The organism is Bradyrhizobium sp. B039 (assembly GCF_038965675.1).
GTDB lineage: Bacteria > Pseudomonadota > Alphaproteobacteria > Rhizobiales > Xanthobacteraceae > Bradyrhizobium > Bradyrhizobium diazoefficiens.
Genome location: NZ_CP152416.1, coordinates 8,380,146 through 8,405,520 on the forward strand (window position 1 = coordinate 8,380,146; position 25,375 = coordinate 8,405,520).

The 25,375-nt window shown below is 65.1% G+C and carries 21 protein-coding genes; 8 read left to right on the plus strand and 13 right to left on the minus strand.

Annotated features, from left to right (window positions below):
- Positions 1-52: 52 nt before the first annotated feature.
- From AAFG50_RS39565 to coxB, 5 genes are all read right to left on the minus strand, one after another.
- Complete coding sequence (locus tag AAFG50_RS39565) at positions 53-697, minus strand: cytochrome c oxidase assembly protein (protein ID WP_028173704.1); 645 nt, start codon at positions 695-697, stop codon at positions 53-55.
- A gap of 5 nt (positions 698-702) precedes the next feature.
- Positions 703-876, minus strand: coding sequence for a hypothetical protein (locus AAFG50_RS39570; RefSeq protein ID WP_011083992.1), 174 nt, complete (start codon positions 874-876; stop codon positions 703-705).
- A complete protein-coding gene (locus AAFG50_RS39575) occupies positions 873-1,817 on the minus strand; it encodes a heme o synthase (protein ID WP_028173705.1) in 945 nt (314 codons plus the stop codon). The genes AAFG50_RS39570 and AAFG50_RS39575 overlap by 4 nt, the downstream gene beginning before the upstream one ends.
- A 60-nt stretch (positions 1,818-1,877) precedes the next feature.
- Positions 1,878-3,503 (minus strand): cytochrome c oxidase subunit I, encoded by a 1,626-nt coding sequence (gene ctaD, locus AAFG50_RS39580; RefSeq protein ID WP_011083990.1) that lies wholly within the window; start codon positions 3,501-3,503, stop codon positions 1,878-1,880.
- Positions 3,504-3,591: 88 nt separating this feature from the next.
- Positions 3,592-4,431 carry a cytochrome c oxidase subunit II gene (coxB, locus tag AAFG50_RS39585; RefSeq protein ID WP_011083989.1) on the minus strand — a complete coding sequence of 280 codons (840 nt, stop codon included), beginning with the start codon at positions 4,429-4,431 and terminating at the stop codon, positions 3,592-3,594.
- Between the two features lie 465 nt (positions 4,432-4,896).
- Here coxB and AAFG50_RS39590 point away from each other — a divergent pair, with 465 nt between their 5' ends.
- The 4 genes from AAFG50_RS39590 (at position 4,897) to AAFG50_RS39605 (ending at position 8,306) form a co-directional block, all read left to right on the plus strand.
- Positions 4,897-5,412: an invasion associated locus B family protein gene (locus tag AAFG50_RS39590; protein WP_162185888.1), complete on the plus strand. Its 516-nt coding sequence runs from the start codon at positions 4,897-4,899 to the stop codon at positions 5,410-5,412.
- Positions 5,413-5,513: 101 nt separating this feature from the next.
- A complete protein-coding gene (gene tldD, locus AAFG50_RS39595; protein WP_028173707.1) occupies positions 5,514-6,941 on the plus strand; it encodes a metalloprotease TldD in 1,428 nt (475 codons plus the stop codon).
- Positions 6,938-7,717 (plus strand): signal peptidase I, encoded by a 780-nt coding sequence (gene lepB / locus AAFG50_RS39600; protein WP_011083986.1) that lies wholly within the window; start codon positions 6,938-6,940, stop codon positions 7,715-7,717. Before tldD ends, lepB begins: the two co-directional genes overlap by 4 nt.
- Before the next feature lie 22 nt (positions 7,718-7,739).
- A complete protein-coding gene (locus tag AAFG50_RS39605; protein ID WP_011083985.1) occupies positions 7,740-8,306 on the plus strand; it encodes a nucleotidyltransferase family protein in 567 nt (188 codons plus the stop codon).
- Positions 8,307-8,430: 124 nt separating this feature from the next.
- On the opposite strand, the gene AAFG50_RS39610 is transcribed toward AAFG50_RS39605, so the two are convergent.
- From AAFG50_RS39610 to AAFG50_RS39620, 3 genes are all read right to left on the minus strand, one after another.
- On the minus strand, positions 8,431-9,003 hold the full coding sequence (locus tag AAFG50_RS39610; protein ID WP_028173708.1) for a PAN domain-containing protein: 573 nt from the start codon (positions 9,001-9,003) through the stop codon (positions 8,431-8,433).
- Between the two features lie 113 nt (positions 9,004-9,116).
- A complete protein-coding gene (locus AAFG50_RS39615) occupies positions 9,117-10,487 on the minus strand; it encodes a glutamate--cysteine ligase (protein ID WP_028173709.1) in 1,371 nt (456 codons plus the stop codon).
- A 96-nt stretch (positions 10,488-10,583) separates the two neighbouring features.
- On the minus strand, positions 10,584-11,081 hold the full coding sequence (locus AAFG50_RS39620) for a MarR family winged helix-turn-helix transcriptional regulator (RefSeq protein ID WP_011083982.1): 498 nt from the start codon (positions 11,079-11,081) through the stop codon (positions 10,584-10,586).
- Between the two features lie 126 nt (positions 11,082-11,207).
- On the opposite strand from AAFG50_RS39620, the gene gstA reads away from it, so the two are divergent.
- Together gstA and AAFG50_RS39630 are read left to right on the plus strand one after the other, a co-directional pair.
- Positions 11,208-11,822, plus strand: coding sequence for a glutathione transferase GstA (gene gstA, locus AAFG50_RS39625; RefSeq protein ID WP_028173710.1), 615 nt, complete (start codon positions 11,208-11,210; stop codon positions 11,820-11,822).
- 228 nt (positions 11,823-12,050) lie between these two features.
- Positions 12,051-12,374 (plus strand): hypothetical protein, encoded by a 324-nt coding sequence (locus tag AAFG50_RS39630; protein ID WP_039186809.1) that lies wholly within the window; start codon positions 12,051-12,053, stop codon positions 12,372-12,374.
- 474 nt (positions 12,375-12,848) lie between these two features.
- Here AAFG50_RS39630 and ltrA read toward each other — a convergent pair whose 3' ends face one another.
- From ltrA to AAFG50_RS39655, 5 genes are all read right to left on the minus strand, one after another.
- Entirely contained in the window at positions 12,849-14,225 is a 1,377-nt protein-coding gene (ltrA, locus tag AAFG50_RS39635) for a group II intron reverse transcriptase/maturase (protein ID WP_028144467.1), read from the minus strand.
- A gap of 472 nt (positions 14,226-14,697) precedes the next feature.
- A complete protein-coding gene (locus tag AAFG50_RS39640; protein WP_028172826.1) occupies positions 14,698-16,911 on the minus strand; it encodes an FAD-dependent oxidoreductase in 2,214 nt (737 codons plus the stop codon).
- 20 nt (positions 16,912-16,931) lie between these two features.
- Positions 16,932-18,140 (minus strand): acetyl-CoA C-acetyltransferase, encoded by a 1,209-nt coding sequence (locus AAFG50_RS39645; protein ID WP_011083978.1) that lies wholly within the window; start codon positions 18,138-18,140, stop codon positions 16,932-16,934.
- Between the two features lie 70 nt (positions 18,141-18,210).
- Complete coding sequence (locus AAFG50_RS39650) at positions 18,211-20,001, minus strand: acyl-CoA dehydrogenase C-terminal domain-containing protein (protein ID WP_028172825.1); 1,791 nt, start codon at positions 19,999-20,001, stop codon at positions 18,211-18,213.
- A gap of 118 nt (positions 20,002-20,119) precedes the next feature.
- A complete protein-coding gene (locus tag AAFG50_RS39655; RefSeq protein ID WP_028172824.1) occupies positions 20,120-20,503 on the minus strand; it encodes a nuclear transport factor 2 family protein in 384 nt (127 codons plus the stop codon).
- Positions 20,504-20,703: 200 nt separating this feature from the next.
- On the opposite strand from AAFG50_RS39655, the gene AAFG50_RS39660 reads away from it, so the two are divergent.
- Positions 20,704-21,294, plus strand: a complete 591-nt coding sequence (locus AAFG50_RS39660; RefSeq protein WP_028172823.1) for a PadR family transcriptional regulator — start codon at positions 20,704-20,706, stop codon at positions 21,292-21,294.
- 372 nt (positions 21,295-21,666) lie between these two features.
- Positions 21,667-25,110, plus strand: coding sequence for a tetratricopeptide repeat protein (locus tag AAFG50_RS39665; protein ID WP_028172822.1), 3,444 nt, complete (start codon positions 21,667-21,669; stop codon positions 25,108-25,110).
- The last annotated feature ends 265 nt before the right edge of the window (positions 25,111-25,375 follow it).

Consider the following 25,375-nt stretch of genomic DNA (forward strand, 5'->3'; position numbering starts at 1 on the left):
CTGTCCGGCACTTATCCCCTTGTGTCCAACCCCCAGAGCGTGAGCCCGGCGGTCAGAGATTTCCCTTGCGTTTGTCGCCTTCCCCGGACGCGAGCGGCTTCACCGCCGGATCTTTCACCGGGTAGAACGTGTAGGACAGCGTGATCGTGCTGAGCCCGTCGTTCTCGTGGTCGTCGGCGATCGACGGATCGACGTAGAACACGACCGGCATCTCGCGCTTCTCACCGGGCGCCATGGTCTGCTCGGTGAAGCAGAAGCAGTTGATCTTCTGGAAGTAGGACCCGACCGTCAGCGGCGCGACGTTGTAGGCGGCCTGGCCGGCAGTGGTGCGCGCGGCCTGGTTGGTCACGGTGTAGAAGACGGTCGTGACCTGGCCGATATTGACCTCGATCTCGCTCTGCTCCGGCTCGAACTTCCAGGGCAGACCGGGCGCGACGTTGGAATCGAAGCGCACCGCGATCTTCCGCGCGATCGGACCGGTGGCCGGCGCGGCGGTGGCGACCTGGGTCGTGCCGTTGAAGCCGGTGGCGCGGCAGAACCAGTTGTAGAACGGCACCGCCGCGTAGGAGGCGCCGACCATCAGCGCCACCACGCCGCCGCAGATCGAGGCGACCAGCACGTCACGACCGAGGCCCTTACCGACGCCTTTCCTGGCCGTCCGGCTCTGATCCCGCGATATGGTCGGCTCGTGATCCATTTTCCCTACATCGGCCGGACTAGAACTGCCGGTCCCTTGACCATGGTGACGGCGAAGAACAGCACCACGAGCACGCCGAGCGCGAGCGCGATCGCGATCGAGCGCTGACGGCGGCTCTTCTTCTGCGCCTCGGTGAGGACGATTCCATCTGGCTCGGGTTTGTCCGCCACCGCGATCATGCGCCCCCTGCCATCGGAGCAAGCGCCCGGAACACGACCTCGGCCAGCAGGGTCGCAAACAGCGCGAACAGGTAAAGGATGGAGAAGGCGAACAGTTTTCGCGTGGCGCGCAACGACTGGCTGCGCTCGCGGCGCATATAGACGTTGATCGCGAGCACCAGCATGCCGGCGCCGAGGATCAGCGAGACGACACCGTAGACGGCGTCGAAATAGCCGAGCGCCCAGGGCGCGGCGGCCACCGCGATCAGCACGATCGTGTAGAGCAGGATCTGGAGGCGGGTCGCATCGGGACCGGCGACATTGGGCAGCATCGGAATGCCGGCGCGCGCGTAATCGTCCGAGCGGAACAGCGCCAGCGCCCAGAAATGCGGCGGGGTCCAGAAGAAGATGATGGCGAAGAGAAGCAGCGGCTCGACGTCGACCGTGCCGGTTACCGCGGCCCAGGCCACCACCGGCGGCAACGCACCGGCGGCGCCGCCGATCACGATGTTCTGCGCGGTCCAGCGCTTCAGCCACATCGTGTAGATCACGACGTAGAAGAAGATGGTGAAGGCGAGCAGCGCGCCCGCGATCCAGTTGACGAGGATGCCGAGCGTCATCACCGAGAAGAAGGCGAGCGTCATGCCGAACGTCATCGCCTCGGGACGGGTGATGCGGCCACGCGGAATCGGCCGGTTCGCCGTGCGCGACATCTTGGCGTCGATATCGCCTTCGAGCGCCATGTTGAGCGCCCCGGAGGCGCCGGCGCCGACGGCGATGCAGAGCAGCGAGGTGATCGCCAGCACCGGGTGGAAATGCCCGGGCGCCATCGCCATTCCGACCAGCGCGGTGAAGATCACCAGCGACATCACCCGCGGCTTGAGCAGCGCAATGTAGTCGCCCACCTCCGCTTCGGAGATGCGGGGATTGATGTCGACGGCGTTGTGGTCGAGGACGGACACTAAATCAACTCGCTTCGTTATGGAGCCGCGGCGCCCGTGATGGGCGCCGCGGGTGATCGCTTACTGCACGCGGGGCAGCACTTCGAACTGATGGAAGGGCGGCGGCGAGGGCAGCGTCCACTCCAGCGTGGTCGCGCCGGCACCCCACGGATTGTCGCCGGCCGGCACCTTTTTCGCAAAGGCATCGATCACGCAATAGAGGAAGATCAGGACGCCGAAGCCGGAAATGTAGGAGCCGACCGACGAGACCAGATTCCAGCCGGCGAACGCGTCGGGATAGTCGACGTAGCGGCGCGGCATGCCCGACAGGCCGAGGAAGTGCTGCGGGAAGAACACCAGATTCACGCCGATGAAGGTGACCCAGAAGTGCGCCTTCGCCAGCGTCTCGTTGTACATGTAGCCCGTCATCTTCGGGAACCAGTAGTACCAGCCGGCGAAGATCGCGAACACCGCACCGAGCGACAGCACGTAGTGGAAGTGCGCGACGACGTAGTAGGTCTCCTGGAGCACGCGGTCGACGCCGGCATTCGCCAGCACGACGCCGGTGACGCCACCGACCGTGAACAGGAAGATGAAACCCACGGCCCAGATCATCGGCGCGCGGAATTCGATCGAGCCGCCCCACATCGTGGCGATCCACGAGAAGATCTTCACGCCGGTCGGAACCGCGATCACCATCGTCGCCGCGACGAAATAGGCCTGCGTCGCCGACGACATGCCGACCGTGTACATGTGGTGCGCCCACACCACGAAGCCGATGCCGCCGATCGCGACCATGGCGTAGGCCATGCCGAGATAGCCGAACACGGGCTTGCGCGAGAAGGTGGAGACGATCTGGCTGATCATGCCGAAGCCGGGCAGGATCAGGATGTACACCTCGGGATGGCCGAAGAACCAGAACAGGTGCTGGAACAGCACGGGGTCGCCGCCGCCGTCGGGCGCGAAGAAGGTCGTGCCGAAATTGCGGTCGGTGAGCAGCATGGTGATCGCACCGGCAAGCACCGGCAGCGACAACAGCAGCAGGAACACCGTCACCAGGATCGACCACACGAACAGCGGCATCTTGTGCAGGGTCATGCCCGGCGCGCGCATGTTGAAGATCGTGGTGATGAAGTTGATGGCGCCGAGGATCGACGAGGCGCCCGCCAGATGGAGCGACAGGATCGCGAAGTCGACGGCCGGGCCGGGATGACCCGAGCTCGACAGCGGCACATACATGGTCCAGCCGGCGCCGACGCCGTTGGCGCCCGGCTCACCCTCGACGAAGGTCGACATCAGCAGCAGCCCGAACGAGGCCGGCAGCAGCCAGAACGAGATGTTGTTCATGCGCGGGAACGCCATGTCGGGCGCGCCGATCATCAGCGGCACGAACCAGTTGCCGAAGCCGCCGATCATCGCCGGCATGACCATGAAGAAGATCATGATCAGGCCGTGGGAGGTCACGAAGACGTTGTAAGTGTGCGTCTCGTGGAAGATCTGCACGCCCGGATACATCAGCTCGGCACGGATCGCGATCGACATCGCGGCACCGATGACGCCGGCGATGACCGCGAAGATCAGGTACATCGTGCCGATGTCCTTGTGGTTGGTCGAATAGACGTAGCGTCTCCATCCGGTCGGATGGGCGTGCTCGTCATGTCCGTGGTCTTGCGCGTGATCGCCGTGTGCCGCTGCGCTGGTTGCCATTTTCAAATCCTGCCTTGCGTCCCAATCGGACCTTTGGAGGTCCCGCCCTTTATGTCGCTTTCAGTCCCCTCGAGCCTTTACCCGACGCCTACTGCGTCGGGCCGGCCGCGGAGGCGTAGGTGCCGGTGCCACCGCTCGCAAACTTCTTCTTCGCCGTTTCGACCCAGGAGGCGAATTCCTTGTCTTCCACGACGCGAATCGCGATCGGCATGAAGGCGTGATCCTTGCCGCAGAGCTCCGAGCATTGGCCGTAGAACATGCCGGTCTTGGCGGCCTTGAACCAGGTTTCGTTCAGTCGCCCCGGAATGGCGTCGATCTTGACGCCGAACGCCGGCAGCGCGAAGGCGTGGATGACGTCCGCACCGGTCACCTGAACACGAATCACCTTGTTGACCGGCACCACCATCTCGTTGTCGACGCCGAGCAGGCGGGGCTGCTTGTCCTGGGCCATCAGCGAGTCGAACTCGAACTTGCCGTTGTCGGGATAGGCGTAGGACCAGTACCACTGCTTGCCGGTCGCCTTGATGGTCAGGTCCGCCTTCGGCACGTCGAGCTCCAGGAACAGCAGGCGGAACGACGGCACCGAGATGCCGACCAGGATCAGCACCGGAACCAGCGTCCAGGCCACCTCGATCAGCGTGTTGTGGGTGGTCCGCGACGGCACCGGATTGGCCCTCGCGTTGAACTTGATGACCACGACCACCAGCAGCGCCAGAACGAACAGCGTAATCAGCGCGATGAGCACGAACAGGAAGTTGTGGAACCAGACGATATTGTCCATCACCGGCGAGCCGGACTGCTGGAGCGTCCACTCCCATGGCGCCGGCTGCCCAAGCTCGGCAAATGCCGCGCTGCCCGTCGCCAGTGTCAGACCAGCTACGGCCAATCCCAGCAAATGCCGGCCTACCCGGCCCTTCGACATCCTCATGCCGTTCGCGCTCCCCTTACGAAATCACCCCAGGTGCGTCCCCCTATTTCCGGGAAACGCTTATTCGATCCGTCCGTCTGACAAACCGCCACTCAAGAATACCTCTAAGAGGAATTGGGGCCAGATCGCTAGAACGCCGAAATCAAGCTTCTCAAACCATAATTCTTGATCTATCGCAATGCAGTCTTGAACCCCATCTGCCAGCGATCACCCGCAAGATATTTCCTAGTAACATCAGACAAAAATACCGTTTCCCGGGATGCTGCGGCTTGACAGCGGAATTGCCCGTTGTAGGCACTGGCGAACGGCCGCACAGGAACCTGATTCGTGCCGGCGGCGGCGGCCTCGGCGGCGCGGAATTTGCTTGGGAATTGCCTTCAAGACGCCGTCATTTCCGTATCAGTCCACCCGCGCAAGCGACCCAAGCGAGCAGAGGGACCGACCCCGATGGGGCTTTCGAGATGCATGGCAAGGCCGGATAGCAGCCTCAACGCGCTGATCGGCCTTCTGGCCGCCGCCCTTCTCCTTGCTTTACCCAGCCTCGCCCATGCGCAGGGCGCGGTGCGCTCCGTCCATGGCGACTGGCAGATCCGCTGCGACACCCCGCCGGGCGCCCAGGCCGAGCAATGCGCCCTGATCCAGAGCGTCGTGGCCGAAGACCGCTCCAATGCCGGCCTGACCGTGATCGTGCTCAAGACCGCCGACCAGAAGAGCCGCCTGATGCGCGTGGTCGCCCCCCTCGGCGTCCTGCTGCCCTCCGGCCTCGGGCTGAAGCTCGACAATCAGGACGTCGGCCGCGCCGGCTTCGTGCGCTGCCTGCCCAATGGCTGCGTCGCCGAGGTCGTCATGGACGACAAGCTGCTCGGCCAGCTCCGCACCGCCAAGACCGCGACCTTCATCATCTTCGAGACGCCGGAAGAAGGCATCGGCTTCCCGCTCAGCCTGAACGGACTGGGCGAGGGGTACGACAAGCTGCCGTAGGCAGCTGGACCTATTGTTTCCGTAATGTGAGGCTTCGCGCCCTCGCGGAACTGGTCTGAAACCATTATCTTGCCCCAGATCTCCAGATAATGGACGGACACATGACCAATCCCGCCACAACCTCCCTGCTCGACCGCGCCAATCTCGACCGCGACCAGGTTCGCCACGAGGTCGCGCGCGGGCTTGCCGGCGCCGACGACGGCGAGCTGTTCCTGGAGTACAGCCAGACCGAAGCGCTGATGTTCGACAATGGGCGGCTGAAGCAGGCGACCTACGACACATCGCAGGGTTTCGGCCTGCGCGCCGTCAAGGACGATGCCGTCGGCTACGCCCACTCCTCCGACGTCTCGCTGCCGGCGCTGATGCGCGCCGCCGATGCGGTTGCGGCCGTGCGCGGCGGCTACTCCGGCAGCTTTGCGGCCCCGCCGGCGCATACCAATGTGCGGCTCTATAGTGACGACAATCCGCTGGATGCGCCCGGCTTCGAGACAAAAGTAAAACTGCTCGCCGAGATCGACGCCTATCTGCGCGACAAGGATCCGCGGGTGCGGCAGGTCAGCGTCAGCCTGGGCGCGACCTGGCAGGTGGTCGAGATCCTGCGGCCCGACGGCGAGAGCTATCGCGACATCCGCCCGCTGGTGCGCGTCAACATCTCCGTCGTCGCCGGCCAGGGCGACCGCCAGGAGAGCGGCAGCAAGGGCTATGGCGGCCGCGCCGGCTATGCCGAATTCATCGAGAGCAAGAACTGGCGCGACGCCGCCGACGGCGCGCTGCGCGAGGCGCTGGTCAATCTGGAGTCCGTTCCCGCCCCTGCCGGTGAGATGGACGTCGTGCTCGGCGCAGGCTGGCCCGGCGTGATGCTGCATGAAGCAGTCGGCCACGGTCTCGAAGGCGACTTCAATCGCAAGAAGACCTCGGCCTTTGCCGGCCTGATGGGCCGGCAGGTCGCGGCCAAGGGCGTCACCGTGGTCGACGACGGCACCATTGCCTCGCGCCGCGGCTCGCTGTCGATCGACGACGAAGGCACGCCGACCAACCGCACCGTGCTGATCGAGGACGGCATCCTGGTCGGCTACATGCAGGACCGCCAGAACGCGCGCCTGATGAACATGAAGCCAACCGGCAACGGCCGCCGCCAGGGCTATGCCCATGTGCCGATGCCGCGCATGACCAACACCTACATGCTCGCGGGCGACCGCGATCCGGCCGAGATCCTGGCGTCGGTGAAGAACGGCGTCTTCGCCGCGAATTTCGGCGGCGGCCAGGTCGACATCACCTCGGGCAAATACGTGTTCCAGTGCACCGAGGCCTACAAGATCGAGAACGGCAAGATCGGCGCCCCGCTCAAGGGCGCCATGCTGATCGGCAACGGGCCGACCGACCTGCATCGCATCCGCATGATCGGCAACGATCTCGCGCTCGATACCGGCATCGGCACCTGCGGCAAGAACGGCCAGGGCGTGCCGGTTGGCGTCGGCCAGCCGTCGCTTCTGATGGAACGCATTACGGTGGGTGGAACAGGCGCATGAGTGTTGAGAAGATGACTGCGACCACCACCAAGCGGAAGAGCAGCGGTTGGGGCGGGCAACTGGTGCAACTCGCCGGCATCGTCGCCGCGGTGTTCATCGCCAAGGGCGCGCTCGCCGAGCCGTTCTACGTGCCGTCGGGCTCGATGGAGCCGACGCTGCTGATCGGCGACGCCCTGCTCGCCTCGAAATTCCCCTACGGCTACGGCACCTCGTCGCTGCCGATCCAGATCAACCTGCCCGAGAGCGGCCGCGTGTTCGCGGAGACGCCGAAGCAGGGCGACGTCGTGGTGTTCCGCTGGCCCGGCGATCGCTCGCAGGCCTGGGTCAAGCGCGTGGTGGGTCTGCCCGGCGACCGCATCCAGATGCGGCAGGGCCAGCTCTTCATCAATGACCGGCCCGCCGAGCTCAAGCCCGACGGCATCGGCGCCGCCGAGGACGACAATGGCGGCAGCGAGCCTGCCTACCGCTATGTCGAGACGCTGCCGAACGGCGTCTCGCACCTGATCTTCAAGATGCGCGACAATGGCCCGCTCGACAACACGCCGGAGGTGACGGTGCCGGCCGGACATCTCTTCGTGCTCGGCGATAACAGAGACAACTCCGCCGACAGCCGCGTGCCGCTGCGCTCCGGCGGCGTCGGTCTGCTGCCGATCGACAATCTGGTCGGACGCGCGGATGCCGTGCTCGGCTCCTGGGACCTCGGCATGCGCGGCCAGCCGGTGTGGACCTGGCTGTCCGGTTTCCGCCTCGCGCGGTTCTTCACCGCCGTGCATTGACCGGAAGTCTCCTCACCTCACGATGAACCGCGACGAATTCCTCGCGCTCGCGCTGAGAAATCCCGTCAACGTTACGATCATCGACGAACTCGCGCGGCTCGCCCTTCCGGATGCGTGGCTGGTCGCAGGTTGCCTGGTGCAGACGGTGTGGAACGTGCTCACGGGCCGCGCCGTCGATCACGGCATCGCCGACTACGACGTGTTCTATTTCGATCCCGATACGTCGTGGGAGGCGGAAGACGCGGTGATCCGCAAGCTGCAGGCACGGCTGGCGCATCTCGGCGTCAAGGTCGAGATCCGCAATCAGGCGCGCGTGCATCTGTGGTACCCCGACAAGCACGGCCTGCCCTATCCGCCGTTGACGCGTTCAACCGACGGCATCGACCGCTTCCTGACGGAGAATACCCAGCTCGGTATCCAACCTGCGGGCGGGAGCTTCGACGTCTATGCGCCGCACGGGTTCGACGACGTCGCGCGATTGATCGTGCGGCCCAATCGGGCACAGAATTTTTCCATTGCCAATTACGCGGCGAAGGCCGCGCGATGGAAGGCGCTGTGGCCGGAGCTCACGGTCATTGCGGCGGAGTGAGATGCCTCGCCACGTCATGGCCGGGCTTGACCCGGCCATCCACGCGCAGCCGCGATGGAGAAACGACGTGGATGCCCGGGACAAGCCCGGGCATGACGACCGTGTATTCGACGCTAGCTAAATCCTACCGCACCACGCCCGACGTGAACCCCGCCTTGCGGCGCGGCGGCTTGATTTCCTTTTTCAGGAAGCACCGCGCTTCGCGGCCGGTGTAGCCGGGACGGGCATAGGTGAAGGCGCGGCATTTGTTGTCGGCGGTGCAGGCGGCCTTGCACGCCTCCTCGCCTTCGCCGTCCTTGAGTTCAAAATTGCGCAGGTCGCCACCGGGGCGGTCGATCGAGGTCTCCACGCCTTCGACGCGCGGCTCGATCACGCCGGCGCCGCGCACACCGGAGATGCAGCAATTGCCCGGCACGCGCGGCGGCACCGTGTTCTTGAGCCAGCACACCGCCGCGGCGCCGTCGATGTCGGGATAGCTGAAGCTCCACGAGCGGCAACGGCGGTCGCGCTCGCACAGCAGCGCGCAATCCTCGGGGTCGCCCGATGTGACCGGCGTGCTGAAATAGTCACCGCCGGGCCGGTCGAATGCCGTCTGGGCGCGCGCAGGCCAGCTCGCAAGCACGAGCGAGAGCAGCGCGGCGCATGCCACGACGCTTGCCAAGACCCTTGCCATGACGGACAGGCGGCCCTTCCCCATCAGAACAGCTTTCGAGTTATTGACGACGCTCAGGTTTTTTCAGCCGGTCATTTGATCGCCGCAAACCTGTATGGGCGATGAACGGCTTAAGTCCCGGTCGTTGGCCTGTTGGTCTAGAACGCGTACTCCGCGTAGGCCGGTTCCACGGAGCCCTTCCAGGGGCCGTTGAACTTCTCGAGCATTTCCTCGGCCGGCGTGCGGCCGGAATCGATAATGCGGTCGAGCGGCTCCAAATGCCGCGTTTCGTCGCGGCCGAGCTGGTCGATCCGGCCGCGCCGGCGCAGGCCGGCATGTGCCAGAACGAGGCATTCCTTGGCGATCTCGAACAGATAGCGGTCCTTGATCCGCGCCTTGAAGCCGAAGCGCGGCACGTCGTCGCGCAGGGCCTGACGCTCATGCGCGCTCCAGTGCTTCACCATGTCCCAGGCGGCATCGAGCGACACATCGTCATAGAGCAGCCCGACCCAGAACGCCGGCAGCGCCGGCAGACGGCCCCACGGTCCGCCGTCGGAGCCGCGCATCTCGAGATAGCGCTTCAGCCGCACTTCCGGGAAGATCGTCGAGAGATGGTTGGCCCAGTCCGACAATGTCGGCCGCTCGCCGGGAAGATTGTTGTTGCGGCCGTCGAAGAAGGCGCGGAACGAGGAGCCCGAGACGTCGATGTAGTCTTCGCCGCGCTTGACGAAATACATGGGCACGTCGAGCGCGTAGTCGACATAGCGCTCGAAGCCCATGCCGTCCTCGAACGCCCAGGGCATCATGCCCGCGCGCGCATTGTCCGTGTCGCGCCAGATCTCGGAGCGGAAGGAGAGGAAGCCGTTCGGCTTGCCTTCGGTGAACGGCGAATTTGCGAACAGCGCGGTTGCGACCGGCTGGAGCGCGAGCGACACACGCAGCTTCTTGACCATGTCGGCTTCGGAGGAGAAGTCGAGATTGGTCTGCACCGTACAGGTCCGGTACATCATGTCGAGGCCGTACTGGCCGACCTTCGGCATGTAGTTGGTCATGATCTTGTAGCGGCCCTTGGGCATCACCGGGATGTCGGTGCGCGACCAGGACGGCGTCATGCCGAGCCCGAGGAAGCCGATGCCGAGCGGCGCTGCGATCTCGCGCACCTGCGCCAGATGCGCCATCAGCTCGCTCTGGGTCTGGTGCACGTTTTCGACCGGCGCACCGGAAAGCTCGAACTGTCCGCCCGGCTCGAGCGAGATCGCGCCGCCGCCGGTGACGTCGTAGAGGCCGATGATGTTGCCCTTCTCCATGATCGGCTCCCAGCCGAGCAGGAGCTTCATGCCCTCGAGCAGCGCGCCGATGCCGCGTGCGCCTTCGTAAGGCACCGGGCGGTGCCCCTCGAGCGTGAAAGGCGTCTTCTCGTGCTCGGTGCCCATGCGGAATTCGGACGGGTCCTTGCAGCCTTCCTCGAACCACGCAACGAGCTCGTCGCGCGATTGCAACGGCGTCATATCGATCTGGTCTCGCGCCATATCAAACTCTAATCAAAAGCGCTTCGACCGAATGCGCGGGTGACAGGGATGGTCCGCGAACCGACGGGCGCGCGGACGTGCTGGTTTGCCGCGCGATCATCGCGGCGGCGTGCTTTCGTTGACGTTGGCGACGGGCGGAAGCTTCATCTCGCCGCACGAGCAGCCCAGCCGGTCGAGCAGGCCGCTGAGCTTGACGGCATCGGCATCGGACAGCTTCGAGCCGACATATTTCTCGATCGCAGCGGAATAGGCACTCCACATCCGCTTCTGCAACTCGCGGCCGGCTTCCGTGATCTCGACGAACTGTCCGCGCTTGTCGATCTTGCATTCGCGCCGCGAGGCAAGGCCCTCATCGACCAGGCGGTCGATCAGGCGCGAGGTGGAGTATTGCGGGATCAGCATCTGCCGTTCGAGTTCCACCGGCCGCAACTCGCCGGAGGGCGCGCGGGACAGTTCGAGCAGCGCGTCATACCAGGCCAGCGGCGGGAACCCCGCCTTCTTCAGGTCCTGCTCGACGCAGTCGAGCACGCGGCTCTGCACCCGCATCAGGCGGATCCAGGCGGCGGTTGCCTCGGTCGATGGCTTGCGTTTCATGGTCCCGCTCAAACTCGTCGCCCGTCTCTTACCCTACTCGATGCACCTGCATCAATCTTGACTATTGCATGCAGCTGCATGTAGGCGTTCATTCGCCCAAGCCAAGCAACAAGAGGAGGAAATTCCATGAAACTCTATTACTCGCCCGGCGCCTGCTCCCTGTCCCCCCACATCGCACTCCTCGAAGCCGGCCTGCCCTACGAGCTGGTCAAGGTCGATATCCGGGCCAAGAAGCTCGAAAATGGTGAGGATTATCTGAAGCTGAACCCCAAGGGGCAGGTCCCTGCGCTGGGGCTCGACAGCGGTGAGATCGTGACCGAAGGCCCGGTGATTGTCCAGATGATCGCCGACCAGGCTTCTGCCAAGGCGCTGGCGCCGGCCCACGGCAGCGCCGAGCGCTACAAGCTGCTCGAATGGCTGAACTTCCTCACCTCGGAGGTGCACAAGAGCTTCGGCCCGATGTTCGCGCCGGCGCTGAACGACGAGGCCAAGGCGTTCTTCAAGGACCGCGTCATGGGCAAGCTGAAATACATCGACAGCCAGCTCGCCGGCCGGGACTACCTGATGGGCAAGCAGTTCGCGGTTGCCGACGGCTATCTCTTCACGATGCTGACCTGGGCCGACCGGATGAAGTTTGATCTTTCGGCGATGCCCAACCTCACCGCCTACAAGACCCGCGTCGCGGCACGGCCGCAGGTGCAGGAGGCGCTGAGGAAGGAAGGCCTCGCGCAGGCAAAGTAAGCGCTCGCAAGACGCAAGCAGCGAAAGGCCGGACCGACGATTCGGCCTTTCTTTTTATGCTGCCGGGCGGCGCGGGAGCGACCCCATTGCGCCGGATCATCGTACCTTAGTTTGACTTATGAACTACTGTTCGCCAAACGTAAGTAGTGCTGTCTTGTCAGCACTCGCAAAGCGGGCGAGCTTGGCTGAATTGTTTGAAGATTTTTTGGGCTCTCATCGGAGTTGAACTTGACGATTGCCTTCGTCCTGATCGTCGCAAGTGCGTTGGTGGGAATCGCGACAGGTTGCGTTTTCAAGATCTGGGCGCTGGTTGTGATCTCACCGTTGATCGCAGTGTTCTCGGCGATAATTCTGCGCGCTTACGAATTCGGGATGATGGCGGGCGTGATCGTCATTGCCATCTGTCTTGCCGTCTGCCAGCTCGCCTATTTCGCGGCAGCCTATGTGCTGCACGCGCGCCAAGCCTCATCCCATCACGTCTCATCCCATGACGAAATCGACGGCGAGCCAGGCGAGACAGGCGAGCAGAAAATCCACCGCGAGCACAAGTAACGCCAAGGCTGCCCAAAGCACCGGGCCCTTGCGGCGCAGGCGCACCGGCTTTTGTTGCGGCGACAGGCGGCCATTCGCGGGCGCAACAGTGTATTTCGCGGTGAGATCGCGGCCAAGCGCGGCCTTCCGCAGCACCAAGGAGTTCATCAAGGACACTTTCTTATTTTCTCTTCAACTCGCCGATGGATCGGCAAGCGTCCCAACCGGGTTCGTGACCCTGACCCGCAGCAAGACTAGTGCCAGGGCCGAGCAAAAGAACGGCGCCGCTTTGGCGCGCCTATGACAATTGCGCGACACCGCGGCAGCGGGGACTCTGGCAGGGTTCCTACGCGAATTCTGTGACCGGTTCCACAGATCGGGAACCTCCTGACGCAACCGTGATGACGTCTCCCCAATCGGGATAGGGGGAAGCCTCGCGGCTCCGCCCCTCCCACACCACCGGACATACGGGTCCGTATCCGGCGGTTCAGCGGATTATGCGGGTCGCCGTGCCGCGACGGAAGCCAAGCCGAGTGAGGCAAAGAAGCCGTTTGGCAGAGCAATGGTGAGCGCGGGGCTGTTCGCGAGCCGCCAAGGGCCACGTGGGCTGCCGGCGGTTTGCGCCGCCAGATCCCGGCCGACGCCGCGGCGTCGCAACTCGGCAAAGCGAGCGGGTCCATACTTCCATTGCTTCCAGGCAACGGCGCGCAACCGTCGCCTGATCCACTGGTCAAGCACGCGCAACACCGACGGGGTTTGACAGAAGCCGAAGTAGCCGTGCCACCCAATCAGGTAGGTCGACAGTTCTTTGGCGATCTGCACGAGGCATCGACCACGCGTGCGTCGCGTGAGCTCCCGAACCTTCGCCTTGAAGCGGGCGAGTGCCTGCGGCGCGATGCGCCGCCGCGGTTCTTGCCCGCCGGTGAAGCTGAAGCCCAGGAACTTGCGAACACTCGGTTTGGCAACCGCGCTCTTCGCTTTGTTGATCTTGAGCTTGAGGCGCTTTTCGAGGAACCTCTCGACGCCAGCCAGCACCCGTTCGCCCGCCCGCTGACTGCGCACGTAGATGTTGCAGTCGTCGGCGTAACGCACGAAGCGGTGGCCGCGCTTCTCCAGTTCCTTGTCCAGCACATCCAGCATCAGGTTCGACAACAGCGGCGAGAGCGGACCGCCCTGCGGCGTGCCCTCTTCCGTCGGACTGACCAGCCCTCCTTCCAACACACCCGCATTCAGGAAGGCGCGGATGAGCTTCAGGATGCGCTTGTCAGCAACCCGCTTGGCAACCAGTCCCATCAGGATGTCGTGGTTGACCCGGTCAAAGAACTTCTCCAGGTCGATGTCCACCACGATGCTGTGGCCGGCCGCAATGTACGCCTGCGCCCGTTCCACCGCCCGATGTGCCGAGCGCCCCGGCCGAAAGCCGAAGCTCGTCTCGGCGAACGTCCTATCCCAATCCGCCTGCAGCACCTGCATCACCGCCTGCTGGATCAAGCGGTCGAGCACCGTCGGAATGCCGAGCGGCCGCAGGCCGCCCGACGCCTTCGGTATCTCCACCCGCCGCACCGGCTGTGGCTTGTAGGTGCCGTCAAGCAACTGGGCTCGGATCGCAGGCCAGTGCTCCTTCAGGTGGGCTGACAGCTCGCCGACGGTCATCCCGTCGACGCCCGCCGCGCCCTTGTTGCGCTTTACTTGCGCCAACGCTGCCTTCAGATTCTCACTCTCGACAACGTCTTCCATCGACGGTCCTGCGACCGCCGGGCGTTCGAGACAGACTTCCGCCGCACGCGCTTCAGGCTCTCGGGCGCCGGCGCTTCGGGCTTCACCCTCCGCTCCGGGGCTCAAGTTCAGCTCGACCTGATTCTTCTGCCGCATGGCTCGCACGAGATCGCCGCTCTACTGACCACTTCCACCGTTCAGGCCTTCAGCGGCGCGCTGCCGCCTACTACGCCCTCGGCTGACTTCTGCGCTGCGGTCAGGCCGTCTTGCGACGGTCTCAGTCTCGTTGCCGAGACACAGCGCAGACCTCCCGAGGTAAGACCGACCGCCTTCACCGCACGCCCGCCGAATTTACCACCCCGACCTTTGATGACCTTGGACTTCGCGATCAATTGCTCGCTCGTCCGGCCGGGTAGGCCTCGTTATCCGGTGTTTGTCCATCGGGCCGCGGCTTTGCTCCACGCTTTCTTCAGACCCCACCTCACGATGACGCCCTTGCGCTTCGCTAATCCTTCGCCGCCATCAGGCTGGATAGAGGACTTCCACCTCCAAGCTGTCGCTCATACTCGGCACACAACAAAAGGCCGGATCGACGATCCGGCCTTTGTTCTCAAATGGCCTTGGGTGATCAGGCCGCCGCCTTCTTCGGCGCGAAGCGGCCGTAGAAGGTTTCGCCCTTCGCCGCCATCTCCTCAAGAAGCTTCGGCGGCGTGAAGCGCGAGCCGTATTTCGCTTCCAGCTTGTGGCAGAGCTCGACGAACTTCTTCGTGCCCATGAAGTCGATGTAGGACAGCGTGCCGCCGGTGAACGGCGCGAAGCCGAAGCCGAGGATCGAGCCGACATCCGCTTCGCGCGGATCGGTGATGACGTGGTCCTCCACCGTGCGCGCGGCTTCCACCGCCTGCACCACCAGGAAGCGCTGCTTCAGCTCCTCGACGTCGAGCGTGTCGGGGTCGAGCTGCTTCGGCTGGAGCGCCGAGAGGCCCGGCCACAGGCTCTTCTGACCCTTGCCCTTCTCGGGATAGTCGTAAAAGCCCTTGCTGTTCTTGCGGCCGAGTCGGCCCTGCTTCTCGACCATCTCCACCATCAGCTTCTTCTGATCGGGGTTGATGGCGTTCGGACCGAGATCGGCTTCGGTCGCCTTCATGATCTTGAGGCCGAGGTCGAGCGCCACTTCGTCCGACAGCGAGAGCGGGCCGACCGGCATGCCGGCCATCTTGGCGCAGTTCTCGATCATCGCCGGCGGCACGCCTTCCAGGAACATCTCGTTGCCTTCGGCGACGTAGCGGCCGACGCAACGGTTGGCGAAGAAGCCACGGCTGTCGTTGACCACGATCGGCGTCTTGCCGATCTGCCGGACATAGTCGAGCGCGGTCGCGAGCGCGACATCGCTGGTGTTCTTGCCGAGGATGATCTCGACCAGCATCATCTTCTCGACCGGCGAGAAGAAATGGATGCCGACGAACTTGCCCTGGTCCTTGAAGGCTTCCGCGAGCGAGGTGATCGGCAGCGTCGAGGTGTTCGACGCGAAGATCACGTCCGGCTTCAGATATTCCTGCGCCTTGGCGAACGTCTCCGCCTTGACCTTGCGGTCCTCGAACACGGCCTCGATGACGAGGTCGACGTCCTTGAGCGTGGAATAGTCCGCGGTCGGCGTGATGCGCGCGAGCAGCGCTTCGGCATCATTGGGCTTGGCGCGGCCCTTCTTGATCTGCTCCTCGATCACCTTCTGTGCATGCGCCTTGCCCTTGTCGGCGCTTTCCTGGTCGCGATCGATCAGGACCACGTCGAGGCCGGCACGCGCGGAGACGTAGCCGACGCTCGCGCCCATGAAGCCGGCGCCGATCACGGCGATCTTCTTCACCTTGGTTGCGGGCACGTCCTTCGGACGACGCGCGCCCTTGTTGAGCTCCTGCATCGACAGGAACAGGCTGCGGATCATCGCGGCCGCCTCCTTGGAGCGCAGCACCGAGGTGAAGTAGCGCGACTCGACCCGCAGCGCGGCGTCGATCGGCAGCTGCAGGCCTTCATAGACGCAGCTCATGATCGCGCGCGCGGCCGGATAGTTGTCGTAGGTCTCGCGGCGATAGATCGCGTTGCCGGCCGGGAACATCATCATGCCGGCCTTGGAGAACACCGGACCGCCGGGCAGCTTGAAGCCCTTCTCGTCCCAGGGCGCGACGGCCTTGCCGCCGCCCTTGATCCAGTCTTTCGCGGCCTTGATAAGATCAGCGGCCGGAACGATGGCGTGGATCAGATTGAGTGCCTTGGCCTTCTCGACCGTGACCGGATCGCCCTTGAGCAGAATGGTCATCGCGTCCTGCGGCGGCACCAGGCGCGGCACGCGCTGCGTGCCTCCGGCGCCGGGGAACAGGCCGACCTTGACCTCGGGCAGGCCGAGGCGCGTCTTGGGATTTTCCGCCGCCACGCGATAGTGGCAGCACAGCGTGATCTCGAAGCCGCCGCCGAGCGCGAGGCCGTTGATCGCGGCCGCCCACGGCTTGCCGGAGGTCTCGATCGAGCGCAGCACCTGCGAGAAGCGCCGGCTCTGCTCGAACAGCATCTGGTTCGCGGCGGTCTCGCCCTGCTCCCTGAAGACCTTGGCGTAGGCCTGGTTCATGCCCTCGAGCATCGACAGATCGGCGCCGGCGCAGAACGCCTCCTTGGCCGAGGTGATGACGATGCCCTTCACCGCGGCGTCGGCGGTGGTCGCCTTGACGATCGCGTCGAGCTCGCTGGTCGAGGTCTCGTCGAGCACGTTCATCGAACGGCCCGGGATGTCCCAGGTGACGAGCGCGATGCCGTCGGCGTCGGTTTCAACCTTGAAATTCTTGTAAGCCATGTTGGTTGCTCCCCTTCGCCTTAGACGCGCTCGATGATGGTCGCGGTGCCCATGCCGCCGCCGATGCACAGCGTCACCAGCGCGGTGGACTTGTTGGTGCGCTCGAGCTCGTCGAGCACGGTGCCGAGGATCATCGCACCGGTCGCGCCAAGCGGATGGCCGAGCGCGATCGCGCCGCCGTTGACGTTGATCTTGGCGTTGTCGATATCGAAGGCCTGGATGTAGCGCAGCACGACCGAGGCGAAGGCCTCGTTGAGCTCGAACAGGTCGATGTCCGACTTCTTCATGCCGGAGCGCGCGAACAGCTTCTCGGTGACGTCGACCGGACCGGTCAGCATCATCGCGGGCTCGGAGCCGATGTTCGCAAACGCGCGGATTTTTGCGCGCGGCTTCAGGCCGTATTTGCTGCCCGCGTCCTTGCTGCCGAGCAGCACGGCGCCGGCGCCGTCGACGATGCCCGACGAGTTGCCGGCGTGGTGCACGTAATTGACGCGCTCGATTTCGGGGTGCGACTGCACCGCGACGCCGTCGAAGCCGCCCATCTGCGCCATCATCGTGAACGCCGGCTGAAGCTGCGCCAGCGACTGCATCGTCGTCGAGGGACGCATGTGCTCGTCCTTGGCGAGGATGGTGAGGCCGTTGATGTCCTTCACCGGCACGACCGACTTGTTGAAGCGGCCTTCGTCCCAGGCCTTGCCGGCGCGCTGCTGGCTCTGCACGGCGTAAGCGTCGACGTCGTCACGCGAGAAGCCGTACTTCGTCGCGATCAGATCGGCCGAGACGCCCTGCGGCATGAAATAGGCGGGTACCGCCATCGAGGGATCCATCGGCCAGGCGCCGCCGGAGGCGCCGATGCCGACGCGGCTCATCGATTCGGCACCGCCGCCGATGACGAGCTCATGCTGACCGCTCATCACCTGCGCGGCCGCAAAGTTCACGGCATCCAGACCGGAGGCGCAGAAGCGGCTGATCTGCACGCCTGGCACGGCTTCGCCGAGGCCCGCCTTCAGCGCGGCGAAACGCGCGATGTCGCTGCCTGCTTCACCGACGGGATCGACCACGCCGAGCACGACGTCGTCGACACAATCTTCCGGCAGGTTGTTGCGGTCCTTCAGCGCCTTCAACGGCACCGCGGCGAGCGCCAGCGCGGTCACTTCGTGCAGCGCGCCGTCCGCCTTGCCGCGGCCGCGCGGGGTTCGGACGTGGTCGTAGATGTAGGCATCTGCCATGGGAGCCTCCTGATTGCAGCTATTGGTTACGACCGCGACGCGATCGGCATTATTGGTGAAGCGAAAATGCTCAGAACGCTTCTGCCGGCAGTTCCATGATGGTGGCGCAGCCCGACTGGATGCGCGCGAGATTGGCCGCGGTCTCCGGCAACATCCGCTCCATGAAGAAGCGGCCGGTGACGAGCTTGGTCGAGAGATAGGGCGTCGCCCCGCTCTCGGCAATCTTGGCATTGGTCACCTTGGCCATCTTCGCCCACATGTAGCCGAGCGCGACGAAGCCGAAGAGATGCAGGTAATCGGTTGCGGCAGCACCCGCATTGTCCGGCTTCATCATCGCATTCTGCATCAGCCAGGTGGTGGCCTGCTGGAGATGGCCGAGCGAAGCCGAGAGCGGGGTGATGAAGGGTTTTAGCGCCTCGTCGCCGCCGCTCTCCTTGGCGAAGGCCATGACCTCGCCGAAGAAGGCCATGATGGCGCGGCCGCCGTCGCGCGGCAGCTTGCGGCCGACGAGGTCGAGCGCCTGGATGCCGTTGGCGCCTTCATAGATCATCGCAATACGCGCATCGCGCACGAACTGCTCCATGCCCTGCTCAGCGATGTAGCCGTGGCCGCCATACATCTGCTGCGCCTGCACCGCGTTGGCGAAGCCGTAGTCGGTGAGGAAGCCCTTCAGCACCGGCGTCATCAGGCCCATGTGGTCGTCGGCGGCCTGACGGTCCTTGGCATCCTCCGACCGGTGAGCAACGTCGCTCTTCAGAGCGGTCCACATCACGAAGGCGCGCGCGGCCTCGTTGAAGGCGCGGATCGAGAGCAGCGTACGGCGCACGTCGGGATGCACGATGATCGGATCGGCCGGCTTGTCCGGCGCCTTGGTGCCGGTCAGGGAACGGCCCTGGATGCGCTCGCGGGCATAGGCGACGGCGTTCTGATAGGCGACCTCGGACTGCGCGAGACCTTGCACGGCGACGCCGAGGCGGGCCTCGTTCATCATCACGAACATGCCCTGCATGCCCTTGTTCTCTTCGCCGATCAGCCAGCCGGTGGCGCTGTCGTAGTTCATCACGCAGGTGGAATTGCCGTGGATGCCCATCTTGTGCTCGATCGAGCCGCAGACCACGCCGTTGCGGGCGCCGACCGAACCGTCGGCATTCACCAGGAATTTCGGCACCACGAACAGCGACACGCCCTTGATGCCGCTAGGCGCGCCCTCAATGCGGGCGAGCACGAGGTGGATGATGTTGTCGGCAAGGTCGTGCTCACCAGCGGAGATGAAGATCTTGGTGCCCGTGATCTTGAAGCTGCCGTCGGGCTGGCGCACCGCCTTGGTGCGGAGCATGCCGAGATCGGTGCCGCAATGCGGCTCGGTCAGGTTCATGGTGCCGGTCCATTCGCCCGCCACCATCTTCGGCACATAGGTCTTCTTCTGCTCGGGGCTGCCGTGCACGATCAGGGCTGCGGTCGCCCCCATGGTGAGGCCGCCATACATCGAGAACGCCATGTTGGCGGAGATCTGGAATTCGTTGACCGCCTGGGAGAGCGTCACCGGCAGGCCCTGCCCGCCGAACTCGGTCGGAGCCGACAGGCCAAGCCAGCCGCCCTCGACAACCTGCTTGAACGCGTCCTTGAAGCCCTTCGGCGTGGTGACACTGCCGTCATCGGCGCGCTTGCAGCCTTCGAGATCGCCGACGCGGTTGAGCGGTTGAAGCACCTCTTCGGCGAGCTTGGCGGCTTCGCCCAGGATCGCCTCGCGCACGTCGCTGGACGCATCGGAGAAGCCGGGCAGATTGTCGTAACGATCGATCTGGAAGACGTCGTTGAGCAGGAAATTCACGTCTTCGACGGGGGCTTTATAGATCGGCATGGTGGTCTCCCGGCAGGTACCTTGAAGTCATTGGGGCTTGAAGTGACGATGTTCTCGTGATTCCTGCGGCGCAGCCTTTGCCAGCAAGCTTAGCTGCTTCTGCAACCTCAGGGCAGGGTCATGATGGGGCGGCAAGCTGCTCCGCCATCAGGCGGTGCAGCATGTTGATCGCCTTGAGCGGACGCACCATCACCTTGAAATGCGTGATGCGTCCCTCGGAATCGAAAGTGATGATGTCGACGCCGTTGATCTCGATGCCGTCGATCATGGTCTTGAACTCGAGGACGGCGCCATTGACGCTCGTCCACTCGCCGACATAGGTGAAGCCGGGACCGCCGAGGACCTTCTCGGCGCTCGACAGATATTTGAAGGTGATGTCGCGGCCGCGCTGGGGCGAATGCACCACAGGGCTTTCGAACACGGCATCGGGATGGAGCAGGTCCCAGAGCGCCTTGCGGTCATGGGACTTCATGTAGCCGTACCAGGAATCGAGGCCGGTCATTCTCGGGCGCCTCCCTAAAGGCCTGGGCAAAAAGCGCGAAAACAACCCCATGCACAGTAGCGAAGAGGTTGATTTTGCTGGACCTTCGAGGTGGGTCTTTGGCCCGCTCCGAAGCTGCCTCATATGCACATTGACGCATATGCGCAGATGCGCATAAAGTCAAGCTGGTTGGTCAAGGTCGAAGAAGGGAGGCCGGTGTCATGGCACTGGGCGACGCAATCCTCGCATGCCTGACGGAACGTCCGATGACGGGTTACGAGCTCGCCAAGACGTTCGATTCCTCGATCGGCTTCTTCTGGAAGGCCGACCATCAGCAGATCTACCGCGAGCTCTCCAAGCTGCGCGACCGCGGCTACATCCAGGGCCGCGAGGTCGTGCAATCAGGCAAGCCCAACAAGCTGGTTTATACGCTCACCCCCGAGGGTAGAACAGCGCTGCGGCACTGGGCCGCGCGGCCAAGCACGCCAGCCTCGACCAAGGACGATCTGCTGGTTCGGCTGCATGCGCTCGACAGCATCGATATCGAACCCCTTCGCACCGACCTGATGGCCCGGCTAGAGCACCACCGCGACCGCCACGCGAACTATGAGCGGATTCTGAAAAAGCGATTTCCGGACGGCACGGCGGAGGGCCGGCTCGATCTCGGCAACCTGCTCCTGCTCCGCCTCGGCGCCCGCCACGAGCAGATGGTGGCCGACTTTTGCGAAGAGACACTCGAGGCGCTGTCGACGATGAGCGGCAAGGGCACGGTGGTGCCGCTGGAGGACGGCAAGCGCGAGGGGAAGGGCTGAGGGCTAGATCGGCCTCGGCGGTGCCCGTCACCTCTCCCGCTTGCGGGAGAGGTCGCGCCGAAGGCGCGGGTGAGGGCTTTCTCCTCTTGGGGATCCTCGATTGCGGAAGCACCCTCTCCCCGGCCCTCCCCCGCAGGCGGGGGAGGGAGCGCTCCGACTATGCGGCGAAAGCTGAGGTTCAGTTCATTGGGTTCCCGCCGCCCAACTTTAAGACACCGGGCCCGCGTTCCTTAACCCGTTATTTACCGTAACAGACAAAAGTCGGTTTTCGAGGCAGACGACCCGCGCCAAATCCGATTGTCTTTGCAACCGGCACGCGTGGGAAGGCTGGAGTCGCCGGGTGGGGCGCCGAAGTCGGAACCGGACAGAGTCATGAATTCGCGCGTATCGTGGAGTGTTGACGGCATCGATCCCTCCGTCCGGGAGCGGGCCGAAGCTGCTGCTCGCAGAGCCGGCATGTCACTCAACGATTGGCTGAACTCCACGCTCGGCGAAACTGCCCCGCCAAACTTTCGCGGACCTTACGAGCAGCGTCCGCAACACATGCCGAACCAGGTACCGAGTCCGGAAAGCCGCGAAGTCGCCGACATCCACCAGCGGCTCGACGCGATCACCCAGCAGATCGAACGGATTTCGAAGCCCACCCCTCGCCAGGACTCTTCACGACAAGAGGTCTCGCGCGAGCAGGGCGTCGCACGCCAGCTCAACGACGCGATCTCGCGGCTCGATGCGCGCCTGTCGCAAATCTCAAAGCCGCAGCAGCTGCAACCGCAGCCGCCTCAGGCTCCGCGGCCCGCACCCGTCGAGACGCGCCAGCGCCAGGCCGATGCGGTCGAGCGCGCGGCCGCGCAGGTCTATCGCAGTTCGCCGCCGCTGAGCCCCGCCTCGTTCGACGTTGCCGTCGCCGAGATCACGGCGCGGCAGAGCGAGCTCGACGGCTTTGCGCCCAGGCAGATGCCGCCGCGCGCCGCGCCGTCGATTGCGCCCGCGGCAGCTCCTTTCGCCGCGCCGATGGCGCCACCCGCGCCTGCCTACGCTCCGCCGCCACCGCAGCCGGGGCCGGATTTCTCGTCGCTCGAGCGCCATCTGCTCAAGATCACGAGCCAGATCGAGTCGCTCCAGCGCCCCGACAATACCGAGCAGGCGATCAACGCTTTCCGCAGCGAGCTCGCGGAGATCCGCCACGCCATCACCGAGGCGATGCCGCGCCGCGCGATCGAATCGATCGAAAACGAAATCCGTTCGTTGCACCGTCGCATCGACGAGACCCGCTCGTCCGGCACCGACGGCCAGGTTCTGTCAGGCATCGAGCACGCGCTGTCCGACATCAAGCAGGTGCTGCGCACGCTGACGCCGGCCGAGCAGCTCACCGGCTATGACGAGGCGATCCGCAATCTCGGCGCCAAGCTCGATCTGATCCTGCGCGCCAATGACGATCCGTCCACGGTGCGCCAGCTCGAAGGCGCGATCTCGGCGCTGCGCGGCATCGTCTCCAACGTCGCCTCCAACGAAGCGCTGGCACGGCTGTCCGAGGACGTGCAGCTGTTGTCGTCCAAGGTCGACCAGATCACCCGCTCGTCCGGCCCCGGCGACAGCTTTGCCGTGCTCGAGCAGCGCATCGCGGCACTCACCGCCGCGCTGGAGACGCGCGAGCGGCCTCAGCCCGCCGAGAGCACCGAGCACCTCGAGGCCGCAATCCGTGCGTTGTCGGATCGTTTCGACCGTATGCAGGTCGGCAGCGATTCGGCCTCGACCTTTGCGCATCTCGAACAGCGCGTCTCCTATCTGCTGGAGCGGATCGAAGCTGCCTCCGATCCGCGCAACACCAATCTCAGCCGCGTCGAGGACGGGCTGCACGACATCCTGCGCCATCTCGAACGGCAGCAGGCGACCTATTCCGCGCTCGCCGAGAGCCGCAGTTCGGCGCCGTCCCCCGATTCCGGCATGGTCGATCTCGTCAAGCGCGAGCTCTCCGACATTCGCTTCAGCCAGGCCGAAACCAACCGCAGCACCCAGGACTCGCTCGAAGCCGTTCACAGCGCGCTCGGCCACGTCGTCGATCGCCTCTCGATGATCGAGGGCGATCTGCGCGCGGTGCGCACCGCGCCGCCGGCCCCTGCGCCGCAGCCGATGCCGATGCCGATGGCTGCGCCCATGGAGCCCGCGCCGATGGCGCGCGAAGCTCGGCAGCAAGCACAGCAGCCGAAATACGATCCGAAGCCTGAGCTGCCGAATCCGGCCGCCATGCAGCAGCCGGCGCATTCCGCCTTCGTGGCCGCGCCGCGCGAATTCCACGCCGCCGCGGCACCTGCAGCTCCACCGCCGGTCCCGATGGCGCCGACGGCACCGCAAGCCGCACCACCCTTGCCGCCGCGCGCGATCAGTGAAATCCTGGAGCCGCATACGGCGCCCGCCCGCGCCGCGTTGGCGCCGGAATTGCCGCCGGATCATCCGCTCGAGCCTGGCACGCGGCCGGGCGGGCGCGTTGCCACGCCGTCGGAGCGCATCGCCGCGTCCGAAAGCGCGATCAGCGGAATTCCCACTGCTCCGAAGGAGCCGGTGTCGTCGTCGAGCTTCATCGCGGCCGCGCGCCGCGCCGCCCAGGCCGCCGCCGCGCAGCCGCCCGAGAAGCCGGCCCGTGGCGCCAAGGCCGCAATCGCCCGCGCCAAGGACAAGGGCCAGGAAGGCGCCTCGACCATCACCTCGAAGATCCGCTCGCTGCTGGTCGGCGCGAGCGTGGTCGTGATCGTGCTCGGCACCTTCAAGATGGCGATGAACCTGCTCGATGGCGGCAGCGCGCCGCCGGCGCCGCAGGCGATGGAGAATTCGGTGAGCCAGCCCGCGCCGCAGGCTTCGCCGCCTCCGGTCGAGACCAAGCCCGCCATACCCGAGCAGGTCACGCCCTCGATGACCTCGCCGACGCCGATCGGACGGCAATCCCAGAACAATGCCGCACCGGCTCCCACGCCCAATTCCGGCAGCTCGGCCTCGGTTGAAATCCCGCCCGCTCCGGCGGCCGTGCCGCCTGCCGCCAGCGACGTCACCGGCGCGCTGTCGGGGGCCAGCCGCACGCGGCTCGGCCTCGTCCAGGTGCCGCCGAGCGAGAAACTGCCCGACGCCATCGGCGGCCCAGGCTTGCGCACCGCCGCGATGAAGGGCGATGCCACTGCCGCCTACGAGATCGCCGTGCGCTTTGCCGAAGGCAAGGGCGTCGCTGCAAACTACGACGAAGCTGCGAAATGGTACGACCGCGCGGCGCAGGCCGGCGTGATGCCCGCAACCTTCCGCCTCGGCACGCTCTACGAAAAGGGCCTCGGGGTGAAGAAGGACGCCGACATCGCCCGCCGCTACTACACGCAGGCCGCCGAGCGCGGCAACGCCAAGGCGATGCACAATCTCGCTGTGCTCGATGCCGACGGCGGCGGACGCGGCGCCAATTACAAGAGCGCGGCGCAGTGGTTCAGGAAAGCGGCCGACCGCGGTGTCGCCGACAGCCAGTTCAATCTCGGCATCCTCTATGCCCGCGGCATCGGCGTCGAGCAGAACCTCGCCGAGTCCTACAAATGGTTCAGCCTGGCAGCCGCCCAGGGCGATGCGGACGCCGCCGGGAAGCGCGACGACGTCGCCAAGCGCCTCGATCCGCAATCGCTCGCCGCCGCCAAGCTCGCGATCCAGACTTTCAGCGCCGAACCGCAGCCCGACGATGCCGTCAACGTCCCAGCCCCGAACGGCGGCTGGGACAGCGCGCCGCAGGCGAACGCCAAGCCCGCGCCGAAGCCGGTCGCGACGAAGCGGTCGGCGTCAGCGGCTCACTGAGCCGCATAGCATTAGATTGAACCAAGCGGGCCACGGGCTCGGTGCACCTCTCCCGCTTGCGGGAGAGGTCGGCGCTCGCAAGAGCGCCGGGTGAGGGCTTTATCCTCTTGGAGAGTCTCACTGCGGAGACACCCTCTCCCCAGCCCTCCCCCGCAAACGGGGGAGGGAGCGCACCTCCATTGTCGCAACGATCACGCCCAATCTCATCACACTCCTCACACCCATTCACCACGCCCAAAATTCCTGATCCGCTCGACAGCGAATT